Origin of the sequence: Allocatenococcus thiocycli (assembly GCF_921292965.1) — a bacterium.
Classification (GTDB): Bacteria; Pseudomonadota; Gammaproteobacteria; order Enterobacterales; family Vibrionaceae; genus Vibrio; species Vibrio natriegens.
Genome location: NZ_CAKLCK010000043.1, coordinates 106,139 through 124,475, shown reverse-complemented (window position 1 = coordinate 124,475; position 18,337 = coordinate 106,139). Strand labels below are relative to the sequence as shown.

Genomic DNA, 18,337 nt, shown 5'->3' with positions numbered 1-18,337 from the left:
AAAAGGTCTATTCAGAATGATCTCACTAGAGCAGGCGAAGTCGCTCGTTCAAATGTTAGAGAACGGGCAACAAGAGCAAGCCAATATGCTCGTTGCCTCGTTATATGAAGGCGTTGAGAACCCAATGCTTCAAGAAATTGGAGCCTTAACTCGCGATCTTCACGATTCACTCAAGCAGTTCAACTTCGATCAGCGCATGACCGAAATAGCTCAGGATGAAATCCCGGATGCACGGGATCGTCTTAACTATGTGATTGAGAAAACGGAGCTGGCAGCCAACAAAACGATGGATGCAGTCGATTGCTGCCTTCCCATCGCAGATAACTTGCATGAAGGTCTTCTGCAAGTCCGTCCTCAATGGAATGAACTGATGCGCGGTCGTATTGAGTTAAGTGAATTTAAAGCACTTTGCCATCGTATCGACAAGCTTTTGGTTCAGGTAGAAGGCGACAGCACCGAATTGCGCGGTCAATTGACCGAAATTCTCATGGCACAAGACTTCCAAGACTTAACAGGCCAAATCATTCGACGAGTGATCACACTGGTGAATGAAGTAGAAGGCCGTTTGGTAGACATCCTCACCGTATTCTCTGGTAACAAACCAGAAGAACAGACTCAAGTTTTGACAACATCGGCAGATAAAAAGAATAAACCATCAAGTGAAGCCGAGGGTCCGATTCTTCACCCTGAACTGAGAGAAGATGCGGTTTCATCGCAGGACGAAGTCGATGACTTGTTGTCCAGTCTTGGATTTTAAAGGTAACGTATGAGCTACGATTTAGACGAAGATATTCTGCACGACTTTCTCATTGAAGCGGGCGAAATTCTAGAGCTGCTTTCCGAGCAATTAGTAGAACTGGAAAACAACCCGGAAGACAAAGACTTACTCAATGCTATTTTCCGCGGTTTCCATACTGTAAAAGGAGGCGCTGGCTTCCTTTCATTAGCTGAGCTAGTGGATACATGCCATGGTGCGGAGAACGTTTTCGACGTATTGCGTAATGGTCAACGCTCAGTAACGCCAAGCCTGATGGATACCATGCTTAAGGCACTGGATACGGTCAACACTCAATTCCAGGCTGTACAAGCCCGTGAAGTGCCAGAAGCCGCAGAACCTACACTCCTCGCAGAGCTACACCGTTTATGTAAGCCTGAGTCCGAAGATGAGGCAGTGACAATCTCAGTTGAAGAGCCTGTGACTCCATCAGAGCCAGCCGCTCCGCAGCAAGAACTGTCGTTACCGACGGCTGGTTCAAGTATTGGTTCTGTAGACGAAATTACTCAAGACGAATTTGAAAAGCTGTTGGATGAATTGCATGGTAAAGGCAGCGCACCGGGAGTCTCTAAATCTGAACCTAAACCAACACAAGCAAACGCTTCTGTCGGTGATAGCGGTGATATAACAGACGACGAATTTGAACGTCTTCTGGATGAACTGCATGGTGTTGGCAAGAGCCCATCATCGTCGACTTCTGCGCCTGTTGAGCCACCAAAATCGCCAGAACCAGCTGCTCCGGTTAGTTCTTCATCATTTTCGGATAACGACAGTGATCTGATGACGGATGAAGAGTTCGAGAAGTTACTCGATGAACTGCACGGTACGGGTAAAGGACCATCGGTTGAAGAGCTCGACATGGCGACTAAGCCCGCTTCTACAAACCCAGCTCCAGTAGCACCGAAAGCGACAGCAGCACCTGCACCACAGACAACTGCCAAGCCAGTCGCGGTGAAGGAAGAAACCAAAGCTTCGGCACCCGCGGTCAAGAAACCACAGGCGGAGGCAACGGTACGTGTTGATACCTCCACGCTTGATACCATTATGAATATGGTTGGTGAACTGGTATTGGTTCGTAACCGTCTATTAAGTCTTGGACTTAACAGCAACGACGAAGAAATGTCGAAAGCAGTGGCAAACTTAGATGTTGTCACGGCCGATCTGCAAGGTGCGGTAATGAAAACGCGCATGCAGCCAATCAAAAAAGTGTTTGGTCGCTTCCCGCGTGTTGTTCGCGATCTGGCGCGTAACCTGAATAAAGACATCGTGCTGGAAATGCGCGGTGAAGAAACGGATCTGGATAAAAACCTGGTGGAAGCCTTGGCCGATCCATTGATCCACTTAGTGCGTAACTCGGTCGATCACGGCATTGAAATGCCAGATGATCGCGTAAAAGCGGGCAAATCACGCACTGGTAAAGTAATTCTTTCTGCGTCTCAGGAAGGGGATCATATTGAACTGGCGATCGTCGATGACGGTGGCGGTATGGACCCGAACAAACTTCGTGGTATCGCCGTCAAACGCGGCATGATGGACGAAGATGCCGCTGCTCGCTTGACCGATAAAGAATGCTTCAACTTGATCTTTGCTCCTGGTTTCTCAAGTAAAGAAAAGATCTCTGATATCTCAGGTCGCGGCGTTGGTATGGATGTCGTAAAAACCGCCATCAATACCCTCAATGGTTCAATCGATATTGATTCTGAACTTGGTAAAGGCACCAAGATTACCATCAAAGTGCCGTTGACACTGGCTATCTTACCAACACTGATGGTTGGTGTCGGTGGTCATCCGTTCGCGTTACCTTTGGCGTCTGTGAATGAAATCTTCCATTTAGATTTAAGCCGCACGAACGTCGTCGATGGTCAGCTGACGATTATTGTCCGTGATAAATCAATCCCGTTGTTCTATCTGCAAAACTGGCTAGCGACTAAGTCCCCACGAGTTCAGGAGCGTACTGGTCATGGTCATGTTGTCATTGTGCAAATAGGCAGCCAACGTGTTGGTTTTGTCGTTGATACGCTGATTGGACAAGAAGAAGTGGTGATCAAACCGCTGGATAAGTTATTGCAAGGTACCCCGGGTATGGCGGGAGCAACAATCACCAGTGATGGTCACATCGCATTGATTCTTGATGTGCCTGATTTACTGACGCGATACGCATCGGGTTCACGCATTTAACCGAAGCGGTCGTTTAGAAAAGGAATAAAATGGCGATTAAAGTACTAGTCGTTGATGATTCGAGTTTTTTCCGTCGTCGCGTTAGCGAAATCATCAACTCAGAATCGCGCCTTGAGGTGATTGACGTAGCTGTTAACGGCAGAGAAGCGGTAGAAAAAGCCAAATCTCTTAAGCCTGACGTCATTACCATGGATATTGAAATGCCCGTGATGGATGGCATCACGGCAGTTCGTGAAATCATGGCTGCGTCACCGACGCCAATCCTGATGTTTTCGTCACTGACTCATGATGGAGCGAAAGCAACGCTGGATGCGCTGGAAGCGGGTGCACTGGATTTCTTACCGAAAAAATTTGAAGACATCGCGCGCAACCGTGATGAGGCGGTATCGCTACTTCAGCAGCGTATCATTCAGATTGCGTCCAAGCGTGCTTTCTTACGTCGCCCTGTTGCTCGCACATCTCCAGCGGCAACCACGTCACTGACTCGACCGCTTACTACGCGCGATCCGATCCCGGCTACACCAAAGCCTCGCTCTTCGGTGGCGAAGTATCGAGCATCCGGCAAACGATATCAGCTCACGGCCATCGGTACGTCGACAGGTGGCCCTGTGGCACTGCAAAAGATTTTGACGCGTTTGCCTGTGAATTATCCGCATCCGATCGTGCTTATTCAGCACATGCCGGCAACTTTTACCGCCGCTTTCGCCAGTCGCCTGAATACGCTGTGCAAAATTCAAGTGAAAGAAGCGCAGGATGGCGATGTATTACAAGCTGGCGTGGCGTATCTCGCTCCGGGCGGTAAACAGATGATGGTCGATGGCCGCGCAGGTGTAGCGAGACTACGCATTATTGATGGCGGCGATCGAATGAACTACAAACCGTGTGTCGATGTGACCTTTGGTTCAGCTGCGAAAGTGTACGGTGATAAAGTGCTCTCGTTAGTGCTCACCGGAATGGGTGCTGATGGCCGGGAAGGCGCGCGCATGTTGAAATCGGCAGGTTCAACCATTTGGGCGCAAGACGAAGATAGCTGTGTGGTTTACGGTATGCCTCAGGCCGTCGCGAAAGCGGGGATTTCGTCTGAAGATTTACCCCTGGATCGCATTGCTGAGCGCATTCTGGTTGAAGTGGGGTTAGCGTAGGATAGAGCATGATCGTTTGGAGTGTAGCTAACCAAAAAGGTGGGGTAGGCAAAACCACCACCACAGTGACATTAGCCGGTCTTTTAAGTCAAAAAGGTCATCGCGTGCTTATGGTCGATACTGATCCGCATGGTTCACTTACGACTTATCTCGGTTATGACTCTGATAACGTGGCATCAAGCTTGTTTGATCTTTTTCAGCTTAAGACCTTCACGAATGAAACCGTAAAGCCGTTGATTATTAAAACGGAACTGGACGGTATGGACATCATTCCTGCTCACATGTCTCTTGCGACGCTGGATAGGGTGATGGGCAATCGCAGTGGTATGGGGCTTATTCTGAAGCGAGCGCTCAAAGCGGTTTCCCAAGATTATGATTACGTGCTGATTGACTGTCCGCCGATTCTTGGTGTGATGATGGTGAATGCGCTTGCCGCCAGTGACCGTATTTTGATTCCAGTGCAGACAGAGTTTTTGGCGATGAAGGGGCTTGAGCGCATGATGCGCACCCTGAGTATCATGAAAAAATCACGTCCGAATGGCTTTAAAGTCACGATAGTGCCAACCATGTACGACAAGCGCACGCGAGCTTCATTGCAGACCCTGACCCAACTGAAGCAGGACTACCCAAATCAGGTGTGGTCATCGGCCGTGCCGATTGATACTAAGTTTCGTGATGCGAGCCTGAAGCATCTGCCCGTTTCGCACTTTGCATCCGGCAGTCGCGGTGTCTTTGCGTATAAGCAGTTACTGATTTATCTGGAGAGGTTAGCACTCGATGAGTAATCATGATGTCATATCCAGTGAACAGGCACTTGATGATTACTTCTGCGCATTGCTAGACGAAGACACTGAGCTTGAAGAGCTGGATGAAGAATTTGACTTACTTGCTCAAGAACTCGCATCTTCAGAGCCAGAGCCAGAGCCAGAGCCAGAGCCAGAGCCAGAATTGCAGTTGCAACCTATTCAAGATGAGCCTTCTTCATTTCGAGAAAACAATACTCCTGAGCTGGAAGCCCCTAACTTAGAAGACGTAGAACGTTTATTAAGTCAGCTTGAGTCGACCAATGTGGTTGACGAACTGGATATCGAAGAAATTCTGGCCCAGAACACCATGGCGATTGCTCAGCAAGCTAAGCCGAGTTCAGTGGCGGTGTCGCAACCTGTTGAGGTCGAGGAAGAAGTTCAGGAATGGGTTATCGAAGCACCAGTAATTGAAATCGACCAGTCTGAAATAATCTCGGTTCAACCAGAACTTGAACAAGTTATCGAACCTGAGCCAGAACTGGCAGTGGCTTCTGAGTCCAAAGTTTTAGCAAGATCATGGGAAACGACTCAGCGAAATGAAGATTTTCAGGTGCTTTACTTCGATGTGAACGCAGTGATGTTTGCGGTCGCTCTCGATGAGTTAGGTGGCATTCATCGTATCACTGAACTGAATCATTTGATTGGTAAACCCGACTGGTATTTGGGGCTACAGACCAATCGTGAGCAAAAGTTTGATGTGGTTGATACCGCAAAGTGGGTGATGTCCGACAAGCTTTGCGGGGAAGAATACAAAGATAACTACCAATATGTCGTCATGCTAGGTGAGAGCATGTGGGGGTTAGCCAGTAACCAGTTGATGGGGACTGAGACGCTCAATGTCGACAACGTTCGCTGGCGTGAAAAGGCGGGAAAACGCCCATGGCTAGCGGGCATGGTGAAAGAAAAAATGTGTGCTTTAATTCACGTCCAAGCACTTATTGACATGCTAAACGCTGGTTTAGATGTCAAATCAATGAATTAGAATGAAGTCGGGAACGACATTAACGAGGATTGACTATGTCTCAAGCTTTTGAAGTTGAAGTGAAGAAAGATGCCACAAATGACGAAGTGCTTCAGTGGGTGACGTTCCAGCTAGAAGAAGAAACGTACGGCATTAACGTTATGCAGGTACGTGAAGTTCTTCGTTATTCAGAAATTGCACCTGTACCTGGTGCGCCAGATTACGTGCTGGGTATTATTAATTTGCGTGGTAACGTGGTAACGGTTATCGATACGCGTTCACGTTTTGGCTTAATTGAAGGCGAAGTGACGGATAATACACGTATCATCGTTATCGAATCTGAGCGTCAGGTGATTGGTATTCTGGTCGACAGCGTTGCTGAAGTGGTTTACCTGCGTTCTTCTGAGATCGACACCACACCTTCTGTGGGTACTGACGAAAGTGCGAAGTTCATTCAAGGCGTTAGCAACCGCGATGGCAAGCTTCTTATCCTGGTTGATTTGAACAAGCTATTGACTGAAGACGAATGGGATGACATGGCTCATCTGTAATTGGCTGAATGATCATGGCTGAAGTGAATTTTTTATCGATCCCCGTCATCGCTGGTGGTGTCGCTTTTGTAGTGCTCGTACTGCTCGTTTTGCAACTGCGTATTCGCTCCGGTTTGCAAAGGAAAATCGAACAGCAAAGAGCCCAAACTAGACATACTGAGAAAGAAGTACAGAAACTGAGTAAGCAGCTACTGGAAGTTCGATCTGTGGTTGTTGGCTTAGGGCAAAAGGTTACCGAGCAACAAGATATTATCCAGCACCTCAACGAGCGTATTCGCGAGCTGGAACATGCCGATACAGACGGGCGCTTGTATAGCCGAGCCTCCAAAATGGTTCAACTCGGCGCGGATATTAACGAGTTGATTGAAGAGTGCGAATTACCTAAAGCTGAAGCTGAGCTAATGTTATCGCTACAGAAAAAGCTGGCCGGGAAAGAGAAAATTCCGCCACTCAGTAGCCGTCCTTCAGAGATGTCGAGGCATCCATCCTCAGGCATACGACGTTAGTTATAAAAGAAGCTTCGGCTTCTTTTTTTAATCTACCGCCCAAAACGGTAGGTTTTCTCCCTTATGAAATTAAGGCCTCATCCTCATTAATCTTTATAACCATTTATGGTTATATTTATCGAATTGTGTAAGTAAGTTAACAAAAATTCATGAACTTACTTACATCTCTTGGCTCTTGTTCTGTTTCGTCTTATCTAAGCTGTGCTAATATAGCCGCTCGTTCATTATTTAGTTGAAGCCCTATGTTAGAAGTGTCTAACCTTACTGCGATCCGTGACGAAAGGGTCCTGTTTGAAAACCTGAAATTTACGATAAAACCAGGCGAACTAGTCCAGATTGAAGGGCGAAACGGAACGGGCAAAACGACGTTATTACGCATTGTTACAGGGTTAGGCGACAGAGAAGACGGTATTATCAAATGGAAGGGAGAAGAGGTTGAAAAGTCTCGTGACATCTTTCACCGGGATCTACTGTTTCTGGGACACCAAACGGGCGTAAAACGTGAACTTACCGCATTAGAAAACTTACGTTTTTACCAGTCTATTCATAACAACCAAATCTCCGATGAAGAAATCTTTACTGCGTTAACTCAAGTTGGGTTAGCAGGAAGAGAAGATATTCCCGTCGCTCAACTTTCAGCTGGTCAGCAACGCCGCGTAGCGCTGGCGAGGCTTTGGCTAAGCAAGCAAATCTTATGGATTCTGGATGAACCACTTACGGCGATAGATAAGCAAGGTGTCAAAGTGTTAGAGGCTTTGTTTACTAATCATGCTGATAATGGTGGAATTGTGATTTTGACCACACACCAAGATATGTTTTCTGATAGCCCGAAACTTAGAAAAATAAAACTGGGTGATTAATATGATATCGGCCATGACTACTATTATCCGTCGTGAACTCTTGATTGCGTATCGCCGTCAAGCCGACATTCTGAACCCACTTTGGTTCTTTATTATTGTTATCACATTGTTTCCTCTGAGTATTGGGCCCGAGCCTAATTTGTTAGCACGTATTTCAGCAGGCATTGTTTGGGTTGCTGCATTGTTGTCTGCATTATTATCATTGGAGCGGCTGTTTCGTGACGACTTTCAGGATGGTGCATTAGAGCAAATGATGCTTATGCCTATCCCATTGCAACTTGTGGTGATTTCTAAGGTCATAGCACATTGGCTGTTAACGGGATTGCCTCTGATTTTGATAAGTCCTCTGTTGGCGGTTTTACTTTCTCTGGATTTCGATACTTGGCTGGCGGTTGTACTTACGTTATGTATCGGGACACCAGCGTTAAGTTTTATTGGTGCCATTGGGGTGGCACTGACGGTTGGGCTACAAAAGGGTGGGGTACTTTTAAGTTTACTCGTTCTTCCGCTCTATATCCCGATTCTGATTTTTGCAACGTCTGCCATTGATGCCTCAGCGCTTGGTGTAGCGTATAACGGCCAACTGGCGGTGCTAGGCGCGATGCTGATGGGAGCGATGACCCTCACACCATTTGCAATAAGTGCAGCGTTGCGAGTTAGTGTTAACTAACATTAACCAAATAGTCCTTTACTACGATTGGTATTAAAAGGACTTAAATAATGATTAAAGCACAGCGATGGTTTCGGCCTCAGAGATTGTGCCCCTATAAAGCAAAAGTGAGATTGAAATATGTGGAAATGGCTACATCCTTATGCCAAGCCTGAAGCAGCGTACCGCCTTAGTGGTAAGTTTCTGCCTTGGTTTTCTGTATTGGCCCTCGTATTTTTAACGGCAGGTACCATTTGGGGGCTTGCATTTGCGCCTTCAGATTACCAACAGGGTGATAGTTTCCGAATCATTTATATCCATGTCCCGTCTGCAATGTGGTCGATGGGCGCTTATCTGTCGATGGCAATTGCTGCTTTCATCGGTTTGGTATGGCAAGTCCGACTCTCAGATATGGCGGCGTTAGCAATGGCCCCTATCGGAGCGGTATACACCTTTATCGCACTTGTGACCGGTGCTGTATGGGGCAAGCCGATGTGGGGGACTTGGTGGGTGTGGGATGCTCGCCTGACTTCTGAGCTCATTCTTCTCTTTTTATATCTGGGTGTTATTGCGCTTTATCATGCTTTTGACGACCAGAAGACCGCAGCAAAAGCAGCAGGTATTCTAGCGATCGTTGGTGTTGTGAACTTACCGATCATTCACTTTTCTGTGGAATGGTGGAATACGCTACACCAAGGCGCAACCATCACAAAATTCGAACAACCATCCATCTCAGCTGACATGCTTTGGCCTCTGCTGCTGAATATCTTTGGTTTTGCGTTCTTCTTTGGCGCTGTGACGATGGTGCGTTTCAGAAATGAAATCATCAGCAAAGAGAGTCACCGCCCTTGGGTACGTCAAATTGCAACAGAAAAAACTCAGTGAGGTAGCTAACGATGTATTTTGAATCTCTGAGCGACTTTTTTGCCATGGGTGGCTACGCATCATACGTATGGAGCTCATTTGGCATCACTTTTCTATCGATGCTGATTCTCTTAATCACCAGCCTTCGTCGCGGTGATGCATTATTGAATGAAGTGAAAGCAAAAATAGACCGTCAAGCTCGAATTGACGCAGCGAAGAATATGGAGAACACCTTATGAACCCGAGACGTAAAAAGAGGCTAGGTATTGTACTGGCTATCTTTGTCGGTATTAGTGCCACCATTGGTTTGATGCTTTACGCGCTCAACCAGAATATGGACCTTTTCTACACGCCTACGGAATTGGTCAATGGTAAGCCTGATGGTACTAAACCGGAAGTTGGTCAACGTCTACGTATCGGTGGCATGGTAGTAAACGGCTCAGTTCGTCGTGATCCTGACTCTTTGAAAGTCAGTTTTGACCTACACGATATCGGCCCGAAAGTGACCGTAGTTTATGAGGGTATTCTTCCGGATTTGTTCCGTGAGGGGCAGGGTATTGTTGCACAAGGTGTCTTGCGTGATGCGACCACTATTGAAGCATTTGAAGTACTAGCAAAACACGATGAAGATTATATGCCGCCAGAAATCGCTGCAGCGATGGAAAAGACGCATGAACCAATGAAGTACAGCTCTGAGCAGACACAAGGAAGCGGCCAATGATTGCAGAAATCGGTCACTTTGCCCTCATACTATCGCTTGCGATGGCAGTGCTGCTGAGCATACTGCCACTCTGGGGGGCATCAAATAACAACACCATGCTGATGAACACCGCTCGTCCTCTGTCGTGGTCGATGTTTCTCATGTTGTTGTTCTCGTTCATTATTTTATGTTGGGGCTTTTATACCAACGATTTTACCCTGCAATATGTGGCAAGTAACTCGAACAGCCAGCTACCTTGGTACTACCGTTTAACTGCGGTATGGGGTGCTCACGAAGGCTCACTACTTCTTTGGGTGTTGATTCAGGCAGCTTGGACAGTTGCCGTCGCGACATTCAGCCGCGGTATGCCACAAGAATCTGTCGCGCGCGTACTGGCAGTAATGGGGATGATTTCGGTCGGCTTCCTGATGTTTATTATTTTCACATCAAGCCCATTCCTACGTACCTTGCCGTTCTTCCCGATTGACGGTCGTGACTTGAACCCACTTCTACAAGACCCGGGGCTGATTGTTCACCCTCCGATGCTTTATATGGGGTATGTAGGTTTCTCGGTTGCGTTCTCATTTGCTATTGCTTCTTTGATGACGGGCCGTTTAGATACCGCGTGGGCTCGCTGGTCTCGTCCTTGGACAACGGCAGCGTGGGTATTTCTTACCCTAGGTATCGCGCTAGGTTCATGGTGGGCATATTACGAACTCGGCTGGGGTGGCTGGTGGTTCTGGGATCCAGTAGAAAACGCGTCCTTTATGCCTTGGCTGGCTGGTACCGCACTGATGCACTCTTTGGCCGTCACTGAAAAACGCGGCACCTTTAAAGCGTGGACAGTACTGCTTGCTATCTCCGCATTCTCATTGAGTCTGCTGGGGACGTTCCTGGTGCGTTCAGGTATTTTGGTTTCTGTGCACGCGTTTGCCTCTGACCCGGCTCGTGGCATGTTTATCCTTGCCTTCCTGGTATTTGTTATCGGCGGCTCGCTGCTACTGTTCGCGGTAAAAGGCGCATCGGTTCGTGTTCGTGGTAACTTCGATTTAGTGTCGCGAGAGAATGTATTACTTGGCAACAACGTACTGTTGATCGCAGCACTGGTTGTTGTTTTAGTCGGTACATTGTTACCGCTGGTGCATAAGCAAATTGGTCTTGGTTCTGTCTCAATTGGCGCGCCATTCTTCGACATGCTGTTTGCATGGTTGATGATGCCATTTGCTTTCTTATTGGGTATTGGCCCGCTTATTCGCTGGAAACGAGATCAATTGTCATCAATCGTTAAGCCGATGGTGATCTCTGGCGTGACTGCTCTGGTACTGGCGGCGGTTTGCGTATACCTATTCGCAGATTTCTTCCAAATTATGGCTTACATCGGTTGGGTAATGGCAATTTGGATCATCGTCATGCACGGCTTCGAGCTTCACGAGCGTGCAACTCACCGACATAGCTTCGTCGAAGGCGTAGGTAAGTTGCAGCGCAGTCACTGGGCAATGATGTTAGGTCACATTGGTTTGGCGGTAACCGTTATCGGTATCGCAATGGTGCAGAACTACAGCATCGAGCGTGATGTGCGTTTGGCTCCGGGAGAACACTTCCAAATCCAGGGTTATGACTTCTATTTCTCTGGCTTGCGAGACAAAGATGGCCCTAACTACGATGGTTATATCGCGGATTTTGAAGTTACGCATAACGGTAACTACGTCAATACGCTGCATGCAGAGAAGCGTTTCTACCGTACTGCTAAGTCTATGATGACAGAAGCAGCGATTGATCGTGGCGTAACGCGAGATCTTTACATTGCGATGGGTGAGCGTTTAGAAGACAACCGCTCATGGGCTGTACGTATTTACTACAAACCGTTCGTTCGTTGGATTTGGGCTGGTGCTTTGATCATGGCAATTGGTGGTGGTCTGGCTATTTCAGACAAGCGTTACCGCTTCCGTAAGTCATCTAAGAAGAGTGCTAAGGCAAAGGAGCAGGTCGCACAATATGAATAAGAAAGTCTTGTTTATCCCGTTAGTCGCTTTCATGGTCCTAGCGGGGATCTTTGCAACCCAGTTGATGCGTAACCAAGAGGGTGATGACCCGACAAAACTTGAGTCGGTATTGGTGGGTAAACCTGTACCAGCCTTTCACCTTGAAGATTTGGCTGAGCCGGGTAAAGAATACGATCAATCTATTTTCAAAGGCGAACCTTTACTGCTCAACGTTTGGGCTACCTGGTGTCCAACCTGTTATGCAGAGCATAAGTATCTGAATGAACTGGCTGGTAAAGGTGTCAAGATCATCGGTATGAACTACAAAGATGATCGCACTAAAGCAGTAGGTTGGTTGAATGATTTGGGTAATCCTTACCTGATCAGTTTGTTTGACGGCAGCGGTATGCTTGGCCTGGACCTAGGTGTTTACGGAGCACCGGAAACTTTCATTATCGATGCTAATGGTGTTGTTCGTTATCGCCATGTTGGGGATGTCAATCCACGCAATTGGGCTGATACATTAGAACCGCTTTACAATCAGTTGGTTGAGGAGGCGAAGCTATGAGAAAGGTAATTTTAGCCGTATTTGCAGCGCTGACATTCTCATTAGCGGCTCAAGCTGCTATTGAAGTGTACGAGTTTGACAACCTCAAACAAGAACAGCAGTTCAAAGAACTAAGCCACACTCTGCGCTGCCCTAAATGTCAGAACAACACGATCTCTGATTCTAATGCCGAGCTTGCTCAAGACTTACGCCATAAAGTGTATGAAATGACCAAAGAAGGTAAGTCTAAGGAAGAGATCGTTGATTACATGGTCGCGCGATACGGTAACTTTGTGACTTACAATCCGCCATTCACCATTGCTACGGCTATCTTATGGCTTGGGCCGCTATCTGTCGTACTGGGTGGCTTTGCTCTGATCGTATTACGTAGTCGCAAAATAAAAGCAAAAGTCGTCGCAAATAGTGATGAAAAGTGGGACGAACAAAAAGAAGCTCGCCTCAAAGCATTGCTTGAAGAAGAGAACGACGGAGATAAGAAGTAATGACACTATTTTGGATATCTACTGTTGTTCTTACGCTGATCGCTTGTGCTCTGGTAGCCATGCCGTTACTAAAACAAAAAGCGAACAACGATGAAGTACTACGCGATGAACTTAATAAAGCGTTTTACAAAGATCGTTTATCAGAGCTTCAAGAAGAGACCGAAGAAGGTTTGGTTGAAAGCCAGGAAGACCTGATTTCGGATCTTAAACAATCATTGCTAGATGATATTCCAGGCGATAAAGGGCACAAAGAAACAAAAATTTCTCCTATCGCGGTATTGGTTCCTTCTGTGGTGCTGACTGTTGTCTTAAGTTACGGTTTGTATTACCAATTTGGCGCATCTCAAGAAGTGGTTAGGTGGCAAGAAGTGTCGGCAAACTTACCTGAGTTGTCGAAAAAGCTGATGTCGTCTTCATCTGAACCTCTAAGTGATCAAGAGATGGAAGATTTAACCTTAGCATTGCGTACTCGTCTGCATTATCAACCGGAAGATTCAACCGGTTGGTTGTTGCTGGGACGTATTGCTTTGGCGAATCGTGATGTGACCACTGCTATCGATTCCATGGAAAAGTCGTACAACCTTGAGCCTCAAGACCCGGATATTATGCTGGGGTATGCGCAAGCTCTGATGCTTTCTCAGGAAGAATTGGATCAGAATACCGCACGCTCTCTTTTGGGCCAGTTGGTTCAGCAGGATAGAGTGGATCTGCGTGTCTTCTCGCTGCTAGCGTTCGATGCGTTTGAACGTCAAGACTACCCAGCAGCGATCAAATACTGGGGCGTAATGCAACAGATGATCGGTCCTGAAGATAGCCGCTATGAGATGCTTTCTCGCAGTATTGATAGTGCGCGTAAACAGATGGGTGAAGCGGTTTCTCCGGATAAAAGCGTGGCGGTTACCATCAGCCTTGCTCCTGAAGCTCAGGTCGATCCTAACGGAGTACTTATCGTATCTGTCCACCGTGCTGATGGCTCTCCAATGCCAGTAGCTGCGGCTCGTTACCCGTTAGCATCATTCCCGCGAACAGTGGTACTGGATGATGGCAATGCCATGATGCAAGGTTCAAAGTTGTCTTCATTGGATAAGCTTTTGGTGCGTGTACGCGTTGATTCTGATGGTAACGTGGCAACCCGTGATCATGACTGGCACGGTGAGAGTGGTGTCGTAGAGTTCGGGCAACCTGTTGAAGTTATTATCAATAAGCAATTTTAAAAGTTGCGAGTCATATCCGTATAGTGGTATGGCTCTAAACTATCGAGTAGAATGACAAAGGCCAGCTTATGCTGGCCTTGTTTTTATACTTAAGTGACTTCTAAACTGTATCTGAGTCATGCGTTTTATAGCAAGGTTGCTTAAGTATATTAATAGTCGTTATGGAACATAGAATGTATAACAAGGGTAAATCCATCTTCTTGATGCTGTTAGCAATTGGACTGGTTGGCTGTTCAAGTGCGCCTGAGGAGGCAGCAACAGAAGAAACAAATCAAACGACTTCTGATGCGTACGATCCGTTGGAAGGCTTTAACCGTGCCATGTGGGACATTAACTACGATTACCTAGATCCGTATTTAGTACGTCCGGTGTCATTAGCCTATGTGGAATACACGCCTACACCTATCCGTTATGGTATTGCTAACTTTCTGGCGAACTTAGACGAGCCAGCAAGTATGGTGAACAATCTGCTTATGGGTAATGGTGGTAAAGCCGTCGATCACTTTAATCGATTCTGGCTTAACTCCACATTTGGTCTCCTTGGTCTGGTGGATGTAGCCACCGCCGCGGGAATTACCAAATACGATGAAAAAGTTTTCAGTGATGCCGTCGGTCATTACGGTGTAGGCAACGGGCCTTACTTTATGGTTCCGGGATACGGCCCTTACACGCTGCGTGAAGTCACTGATACAGTAGACAGTATGTATGTCCCTCTGACCTACCTAAACTTCTGGGCAAGCCTTGGTAAATGGGCTTTCGAAGGTATGGAAAAACGTGCGTTGCTTGTTTCTCAGGAAGCGCAGCTGGACAACTCACCAGATCCTTATGTTTTGACTCGTGATATTTATATCCAGCGCCAAAACTTTAAAGCAGAAGTGGAGACTGTCAAAGAAGTCGATGCAGAAGAAGAAGCTTATCTGGACGAATACTTAGACGAATTTTAAACCTCTCAGGTTTAAATAGTAGATACGAAAAAGGCTTAGCAGTTGCTAAGCCTTTTTTCTTCAATGGTGTATTCGATTAGAAACGGTAGTTCGCCTGAAGACCAATCAACCAAACATTACCCGTTGTTTCCCCCAAAAACTGACCACCAACTTGCTCCGCTGTATCGTCAGAATCATAACCGCGTGACTCTGTAATTGAGGCATCTTTCGCGATGATATAAGTGAAACCTGCATCTAAGCTGAAATCTTTTGTCCAGTCGTATGTTGCGCCAATGCTTAGCCAGGTACGATCGGTTTCTGGAATAGTGATAGTACGGTTTTTATCGCTAACGGCTGATGTGTCGTATGCAATACCTGTTCTTAACGCCAGTTGCGGCTGAAGCTGGTAGGTCGCACCTAACGCAAAACGGTAATTGTCTTCCCAGTTTTCAACTTTAACCATGTGCGTACCTGCGGTATCAAGGTGCGCTTCCAGTTTTTCGAATGAGCTCCAGTCAGTCCAGTTAAAACTCGCGTGCAGGGCAAGCTGCTCAGTAATCTGGTGGTAGCTTGCCAGCTCCGCAGTCGCTGGTAGCGTCAGGTACATGTAACCATTGTCGCGGGTTTGTGGCAGTTGGGTACCAAAGCCAAAACCAAGACCTTCAGCATGACCCTGCAACTTCAGTTCTACTTCTGATTTGTATGCGAAGCCGATGCGGTTATTGTCGTTGATCTGCCATGCCGTACCGACTTGCCAACCCCAAGCCGTATCATCACCTTCCATGTACTTCAGCGTAGTATCTTGAGGAAGACCCAATGCATTTGTGGCAGGTGTTGTTGCACCAAAGCTACCTTCACCAAGGATATAGCGAACGCCCCCGCCGATACTTACAGCGTTGTTAATCTTGTAGGCTGCATTCAGGTTGACTTCCATTGTGGTCACGCTGGCTTCATTGCCGAAGTGTGACGCGGCAAAACCAGTACCAAGATCCGTTTCCATACCGTAGTTGGTTCCCAACGCTAAGCCGACAGCGAACTCGTCGTTGTACTGATGCGATAGGTAGAAGTTAGGGATGATTGCATCGTGAGCGAAGTCATCTGAAGACGCTGGAATGTTATTGCCGTAGAAATCGACGTCACCGTCTACATCAAGATTTGGATTCACATAGATAGCACCAACAGATACTTGTGTGCCTTCTAAGTAAGTGAGCATCGCCGGGTTTCGCCATTGTGCACTTGCATTATCTGCCATTGCTGCTTCACCTGCGTATGCGCGGCCTAAGCCTGTCGCAGAGAACTCCGCAAGTTGGAAACCGGCTGCATGAGTCGCGCTTGCTGTGCCCAGCAGACTTAGTGCTACTGTCATAGAAAGAAGGGTCTTGTTGGTTTTCATTTTGTGTTCGCTGAATTATTTAAAACGTGGGCTAAAATTCTAAAGATAGAGCTTTTACTTTAGAAATGAAAATCCGGAAAGGATACGTTTTTAGTATTAAATTCTGATCAATTATCTTATAGAAGATTAAAAGCCTGGCTGTAAAAGAGTTGTGAAAGATATTCAGCGAACAGTTGTGCGTCCTAATATAGGTTTTTAGATACACGTGTTCACTGAAGTCGAGCGTAGAATAACTCGCAGGTAAGAAAAAAGGCTGGAAATCCAGCCTTTTATATAGAAAGTTTTTGCAATAGCGACTAATACGTCAATTAGAAGCTACGGCTGTACTGTAAGCCAACTAGAATCGCGTCTGCGTGAGTTGTTGCACTTACGCCAGTAGACAGCATGCCAGGGATAATAGTCGTGCTCTCGTTAACTTTAATGTCATCACCCATTAGGTATGTGAAACCAAAGTCGATGTTAGCTTTGCTGTCAAGATGGTAAGTAAAACCAGTTGAGAACCACTGACGGTCTGAATCTGGTACAGAAATAGACGTTACATTGTCTTGTGCACTAGTGTCGTACATGTAACCCGCACGCAGTGTCCAGTCATTGTTTAGGAAGTAAGTACCACCAATCGCGTAGTGCCAGCCGTCTTGCCACTGATATTGTTTAGCGTAGCTGCCAGTTAGCATACCTTGATCTAGGTTTTCAAAATCAATCTGGTCAAAGTCTTTCCAGCCAATGTATTGTACGCTGTAGTGTACCGCGAACTTGGTGTCCTTGATTTTATGATAGCCAGAGAACTCAGCCATGTCTGGCAGAGGTAGCGTGATCTTTTGGCCTTCGTCGTCTTTTGCTTCAAATTCTGGGCTGTAGTGGTATGCAAAACCAAAACGGTTATTTTCGTCTAGCTCAAATACGGTACCTACGTTGAAACCTACGGCCCAACCGTCAGCAGAATCAACATCAAGAAGCGTTGCACCACCTAGAGCAGGATTTACAGCAGCAAGAGCAGAGCTCGTTACGCGTTTCATTGTGCCTTTACCGTAAATCACATCTAGGCCAGCACCAAAGCTCCATTGGTCGTTCAGGCGGTAAGAACCCGCCAGACCAAAGTTAGCGCTTTTCACGTCGGTCAGGCCGCCGTATTCAGCCGCTACGTAGCTGTCAGAGAATTCAGTCTTTGTACCGAAGTTAGAGTAGGCATTTACACCCCAGGCAAACTTGTCGTTTACCGGTACAATTAGGTGAATGTTTGGCGCAAGAGCAGTGTCACCTACATCGTCAACGTCTCCAACAGGGATGTTGTTGCCGTTAATGTTGTAAGTGGCATTTTTCACTTCAATAAGTGAAGTAATAGTTTCAAAACCAACAGACAGTTCCATTTTGTCAAACAGCGCCATTGCTGCTGGGTTACGCGCCATTACTGAAGCGTTGTCTGCGATAACTGCATCACCAGCAAAGGCACGGCCAAGGCCAGTCGCTGATTGGGCATTAATTTGGAAACCTGCTGCCATCGTTTGACCTGAGGCAAAAGCTACCGTTACTGCTAAGAGAGTCTTTTTGAACAGACGCTTATTATAAGTCATGTGTTTTTCCTTATTAGATTCGTCTCTTTGGACGATAATTCGAGCTTTTGCTCAGTGGCGCAGATAGTAGTCACAAGAATGTTATTAACAAATCCGACCATTGGATAAAATTTAGGAAAAATTATAAAAATGATGCTAAATGCAGGGAAATGACATCTAAACTGTAATATTTAGAGCTTATACTCTAATGGCGCTGCGGCGGGTTGTAGGCG

General features: G+C 46.7%; 19 protein-coding genes. 17 read left to right on the top strand and 2 right to left on the bottom strand.

Annotation, left to right across the window (positions count from 1 at the left end):
* Window positions 1–16: 16 nt before the first annotated feature.
* From L9Q40_RS17950 to L9Q40_RS17870, 17 genes are all read left to right on the top strand, one after another.
* Entirely contained in the window at window positions 17–757 is a 741-nt protein-coding gene (locus L9Q40_RS17950; RefSeq protein ID WP_014232650.1) for a protein phosphatase CheZ, read from the top strand.
* 9 nt (window positions 758–766) lie between these two features.
* The gene (locus L9Q40_RS17945) at window positions 767–2,953 is read left to right on the top strand and encodes a chemotaxis protein CheA (protein WP_498794123.1); all 2,187 of its coding nucleotides are present in this window, start codon (window positions 767–769) and stop codon (window positions 2,951–2,953) included.
* 29 nt (window positions 2,954–2,982) lie between these two features.
* On the top strand, window positions 2,983–4,095 hold the full coding sequence (locus L9Q40_RS17940) for a protein-glutamate methylesterase/protein-glutamine glutaminase (RefSeq protein ID WP_498794122.1): 1,113 nt from the start codon (window positions 2,983–2,985) through the stop codon (window positions 4,093–4,095).
* Between the two features lie 8 nt (window positions 4,096–4,103).
* Window positions 4,104–4,880, top strand: coding sequence for a ParA family protein (locus L9Q40_RS17935; RefSeq protein WP_498794121.1), 777 nt, complete (start codon window positions 4,104–4,106; stop codon window positions 4,878–4,880).
* Window positions 4,873–5,883 (top strand): chemotaxis protein CheW, encoded by a 1,011-nt coding sequence (locus tag L9Q40_RS17930; protein ID WP_498794120.1) that lies wholly within the window; start codon window positions 4,873–4,875, stop codon window positions 5,881–5,883. Before L9Q40_RS17935 ends, L9Q40_RS17930 begins: the two co-directional genes overlap by 8 nt.
* Window positions 5,884–5,918: 35 nt before the next feature.
* Entirely contained in the window at window positions 5,919–6,413 is a 495-nt protein-coding gene (locus tag L9Q40_RS17925; protein ID WP_498794119.1) for a chemotaxis protein CheW, read from the top strand.
* 14 nt (window positions 6,414–6,427) lie between these two features.
* Window positions 6,428–6,919 (top strand): DUF2802 domain-containing protein, encoded by a 492-nt coding sequence (locus tag L9Q40_RS17920; RefSeq protein ID WP_065297685.1) that lies wholly within the window; start codon window positions 6,428–6,430, stop codon window positions 6,917–6,919.
* A gap of 242 nt (window positions 6,920–7,161) precedes the next feature.
* The gene (gene ccmA / locus L9Q40_RS17915; protein WP_498794118.1) at window positions 7,162–7,779 is read left to right on the top strand and encodes a cytochrome c biogenesis heme-transporting ATPase CcmA; all 618 of its coding nucleotides are present in this window, start codon (window positions 7,162–7,164) and stop codon (window positions 7,777–7,779) included.
* Between the two features lies 1 nt (window position 7,780).
* Window positions 7,781–8,449 (top strand): heme exporter protein CcmB, encoded by a 669-nt coding sequence (ccmB, locus tag L9Q40_RS17910; protein ID WP_498794117.1) that lies wholly within the window; start codon window positions 7,781–7,783, stop codon window positions 8,447–8,449.
* A gap of 120 nt (window positions 8,450–8,569) precedes the next feature.
* Window positions 8,570–9,313 carry a heme ABC transporter permease gene (locus tag L9Q40_RS17905; protein ID WP_014232641.1) on the top strand — a complete coding sequence of 248 codons (744 nt, stop codon included), beginning with the start codon at window positions 8,570–8,572 and terminating at the stop codon, window positions 9,311–9,313.
* An 11-nt stretch (window positions 9,314–9,324) separates the two neighbouring features.
* Window positions 9,325–9,531 (top strand): heme exporter protein CcmD, encoded by a 207-nt coding sequence (ccmD, locus tag L9Q40_RS17900; protein ID WP_014232640.1) that lies wholly within the window; start codon window positions 9,325–9,327, stop codon window positions 9,529–9,531.
* Complete coding sequence (gene ccmE, locus L9Q40_RS17895; protein WP_014232639.1) at window positions 9,528–10,013, top strand: cytochrome c maturation protein CcmE; 486 nt, start codon at window positions 9,528–9,530, stop codon at window positions 10,011–10,013. The genes ccmD and ccmE overlap by 4 nt, the downstream gene beginning before the upstream one ends.
* Window positions 10,010–11,995, top strand: a complete 1,986-nt coding sequence (locus L9Q40_RS17890; RefSeq protein WP_014232638.1) for a heme lyase CcmF/NrfE family subunit — start codon at window positions 10,010–10,012, stop codon at window positions 11,993–11,995. The genes ccmE and L9Q40_RS17890 overlap by 4 nt, the downstream gene beginning before the upstream one ends.
* Window positions 11,988–12,542: a DsbE family thiol:disulfide interchange protein gene (locus tag L9Q40_RS17885; protein ID WP_020334587.1), complete on the top strand. Its 555-nt coding sequence runs from the start codon at window positions 11,988–11,990 to the stop codon at window positions 12,540–12,542. The genes L9Q40_RS17890 and L9Q40_RS17885 overlap by 8 nt, the downstream gene beginning before the upstream one ends.
* Window positions 12,539–13,024, top strand: coding sequence for a cytochrome c-type biogenesis protein (locus L9Q40_RS17880; protein ID WP_014232636.1), 486 nt, complete (start codon window positions 12,539–12,541; stop codon window positions 13,022–13,024). Before L9Q40_RS17885 ends, L9Q40_RS17880 begins: the two co-directional genes overlap by 4 nt.
* Window positions 13,024–14,238, top strand: a complete 1,215-nt coding sequence (gene ccmI, locus L9Q40_RS17875; RefSeq protein ID WP_065302725.1) for a c-type cytochrome biogenesis protein CcmI — start codon at window positions 13,024–13,026, stop codon at window positions 14,236–14,238. The genes L9Q40_RS17880 and ccmI overlap by 1 nt, the downstream gene beginning before the upstream one ends.
* A 173-nt stretch (window positions 14,239–14,411) precedes the next feature.
* Window positions 14,412–15,182 carry an MlaA family lipoprotein gene (locus L9Q40_RS17870; protein WP_014232634.1) on the top strand — a complete coding sequence of 257 codons (771 nt, stop codon included), beginning with the start codon at window positions 14,412–14,414 and terminating at the stop codon, window positions 15,180–15,182.
* Window positions 15,183–15,258: 76 nt separating this feature from the next.
* On the opposite strand, the gene L9Q40_RS17865 is transcribed toward L9Q40_RS17870, so the two are convergent.
* Window positions 15,259–16,554 carry an outer membrane protein transport protein gene (locus L9Q40_RS17865; protein ID WP_498794116.1) on the bottom strand — a complete coding sequence of 432 codons (1,296 nt, stop codon included), beginning with the start codon at window positions 16,552–16,554 and terminating at the stop codon, window positions 15,259–15,261.
* A 308-nt stretch (window positions 16,555–16,862) separates the two neighbouring features.
* Entirely contained in the window at window positions 16,863–18,125 is a 1,263-nt protein-coding gene (locus L9Q40_RS17860; protein ID WP_014232632.1) for an outer membrane protein transport protein, read from the bottom strand.
* Between the last annotated feature and the right edge of the window lie 212 nt (window positions 18,126–18,337).

Coding starts and splice junctions, on each gene's coding strand:
- L9Q40_RS17950 (WP_014232650.1), top strand. CDS start 17: ATGATCTCACTAGAGCAGGCGAAGTCGCTCGTTCAAATGTTAGAGAAC.
- L9Q40_RS17945 (WP_498794123.1), top strand. CDS start 767: ATGAGCTACGATTTAGACGAAGATATTCTGCACGACTTTCTCATTGAA.
- L9Q40_RS17940 (WP_498794122.1), top strand. CDS start 2,983: ATGGCGATTAAAGTACTAGTCGTTGATGATTCGAGTTTTTTCCGTCGT.
- L9Q40_RS17935 (WP_498794121.1), top strand. CDS start 4,104: ATGATCGTTTGGAGTGTAGCTAACCAAAAAGGTGGGGTAGGCAAAACC.
- L9Q40_RS17930 (WP_498794120.1), top strand. CDS start 4,873: ATGAGTAATCATGATGTCATATCCAGTGAACAGGCACTTGATGATTAC.
- L9Q40_RS17925 (WP_498794119.1), top strand. CDS start 5,919: ATGTCTCAAGCTTTTGAAGTTGAAGTGAAGAAAGATGCCACAAATGAC.
- L9Q40_RS17920 (WP_065297685.1), top strand. CDS start 6,428: ATGGCTGAAGTGAATTTTTTATCGATCCCCGTCATCGCTGGTGGTGTC.
- ccmA (WP_498794118.1), top strand. CDS start 7,162: ATGTTAGAAGTGTCTAACCTTACTGCGATCCGTGACGAAAGGGTCCTG.
- ccmB (WP_498794117.1), top strand. CDS start 7,781: ATGATATCGGCCATGACTACTATTATCCGTCGTGAACTCTTGATTGCG.
- L9Q40_RS17905 (WP_014232641.1), top strand. CDS start 8,570: ATGTGGAAATGGCTACATCCTTATGCCAAGCCTGAAGCAGCGTACCGC.
- ccmD (WP_014232640.1), top strand. CDS start 9,325: ATGTATTTTGAATCTCTGAGCGACTTTTTTGCCATGGGTGGCTACGCA.
- ccmE (WP_014232639.1), top strand. CDS start 9,528: ATGAACCCGAGACGTAAAAAGAGGCTAGGTATTGTACTGGCTATCTTT.
- L9Q40_RS17890 (WP_014232638.1), top strand. CDS start 10,010: ATGATTGCAGAAATCGGTCACTTTGCCCTCATACTATCGCTTGCGATG.
- L9Q40_RS17885 (WP_020334587.1), top strand. CDS start 11,988: ATGAATAAGAAAGTCTTGTTTATCCCGTTAGTCGCTTTCATGGTCCTA.
- L9Q40_RS17880 (WP_014232636.1), top strand. CDS start 12,539: ATGAGAAAGGTAATTTTAGCCGTATTTGCAGCGCTGACATTCTCATTA.
- ccmI (WP_065302725.1), top strand. CDS start 13,024: ATGACACTATTTTGGATATCTACTGTTGTTCTTACGCTGATCGCTTGT.
- L9Q40_RS17870 (WP_014232634.1), top strand. CDS start 14,412: ATGTATAACAAGGGTAAATCCATCTTCTTGATGCTGTTAGCAATTGGA.
- L9Q40_RS17865 (WP_498794116.1), bottom strand. CDS start 16,554: ATGAAAACCAACAAGACCCTTCTTTCTATGACAGTAGCACTAAGTCTG.
- L9Q40_RS17860 (WP_014232632.1), bottom strand. CDS start 18,125: ATGACTTATAATAAGCGTCTGTTCAAAAAGACTCTCTTAGCAGTAACG.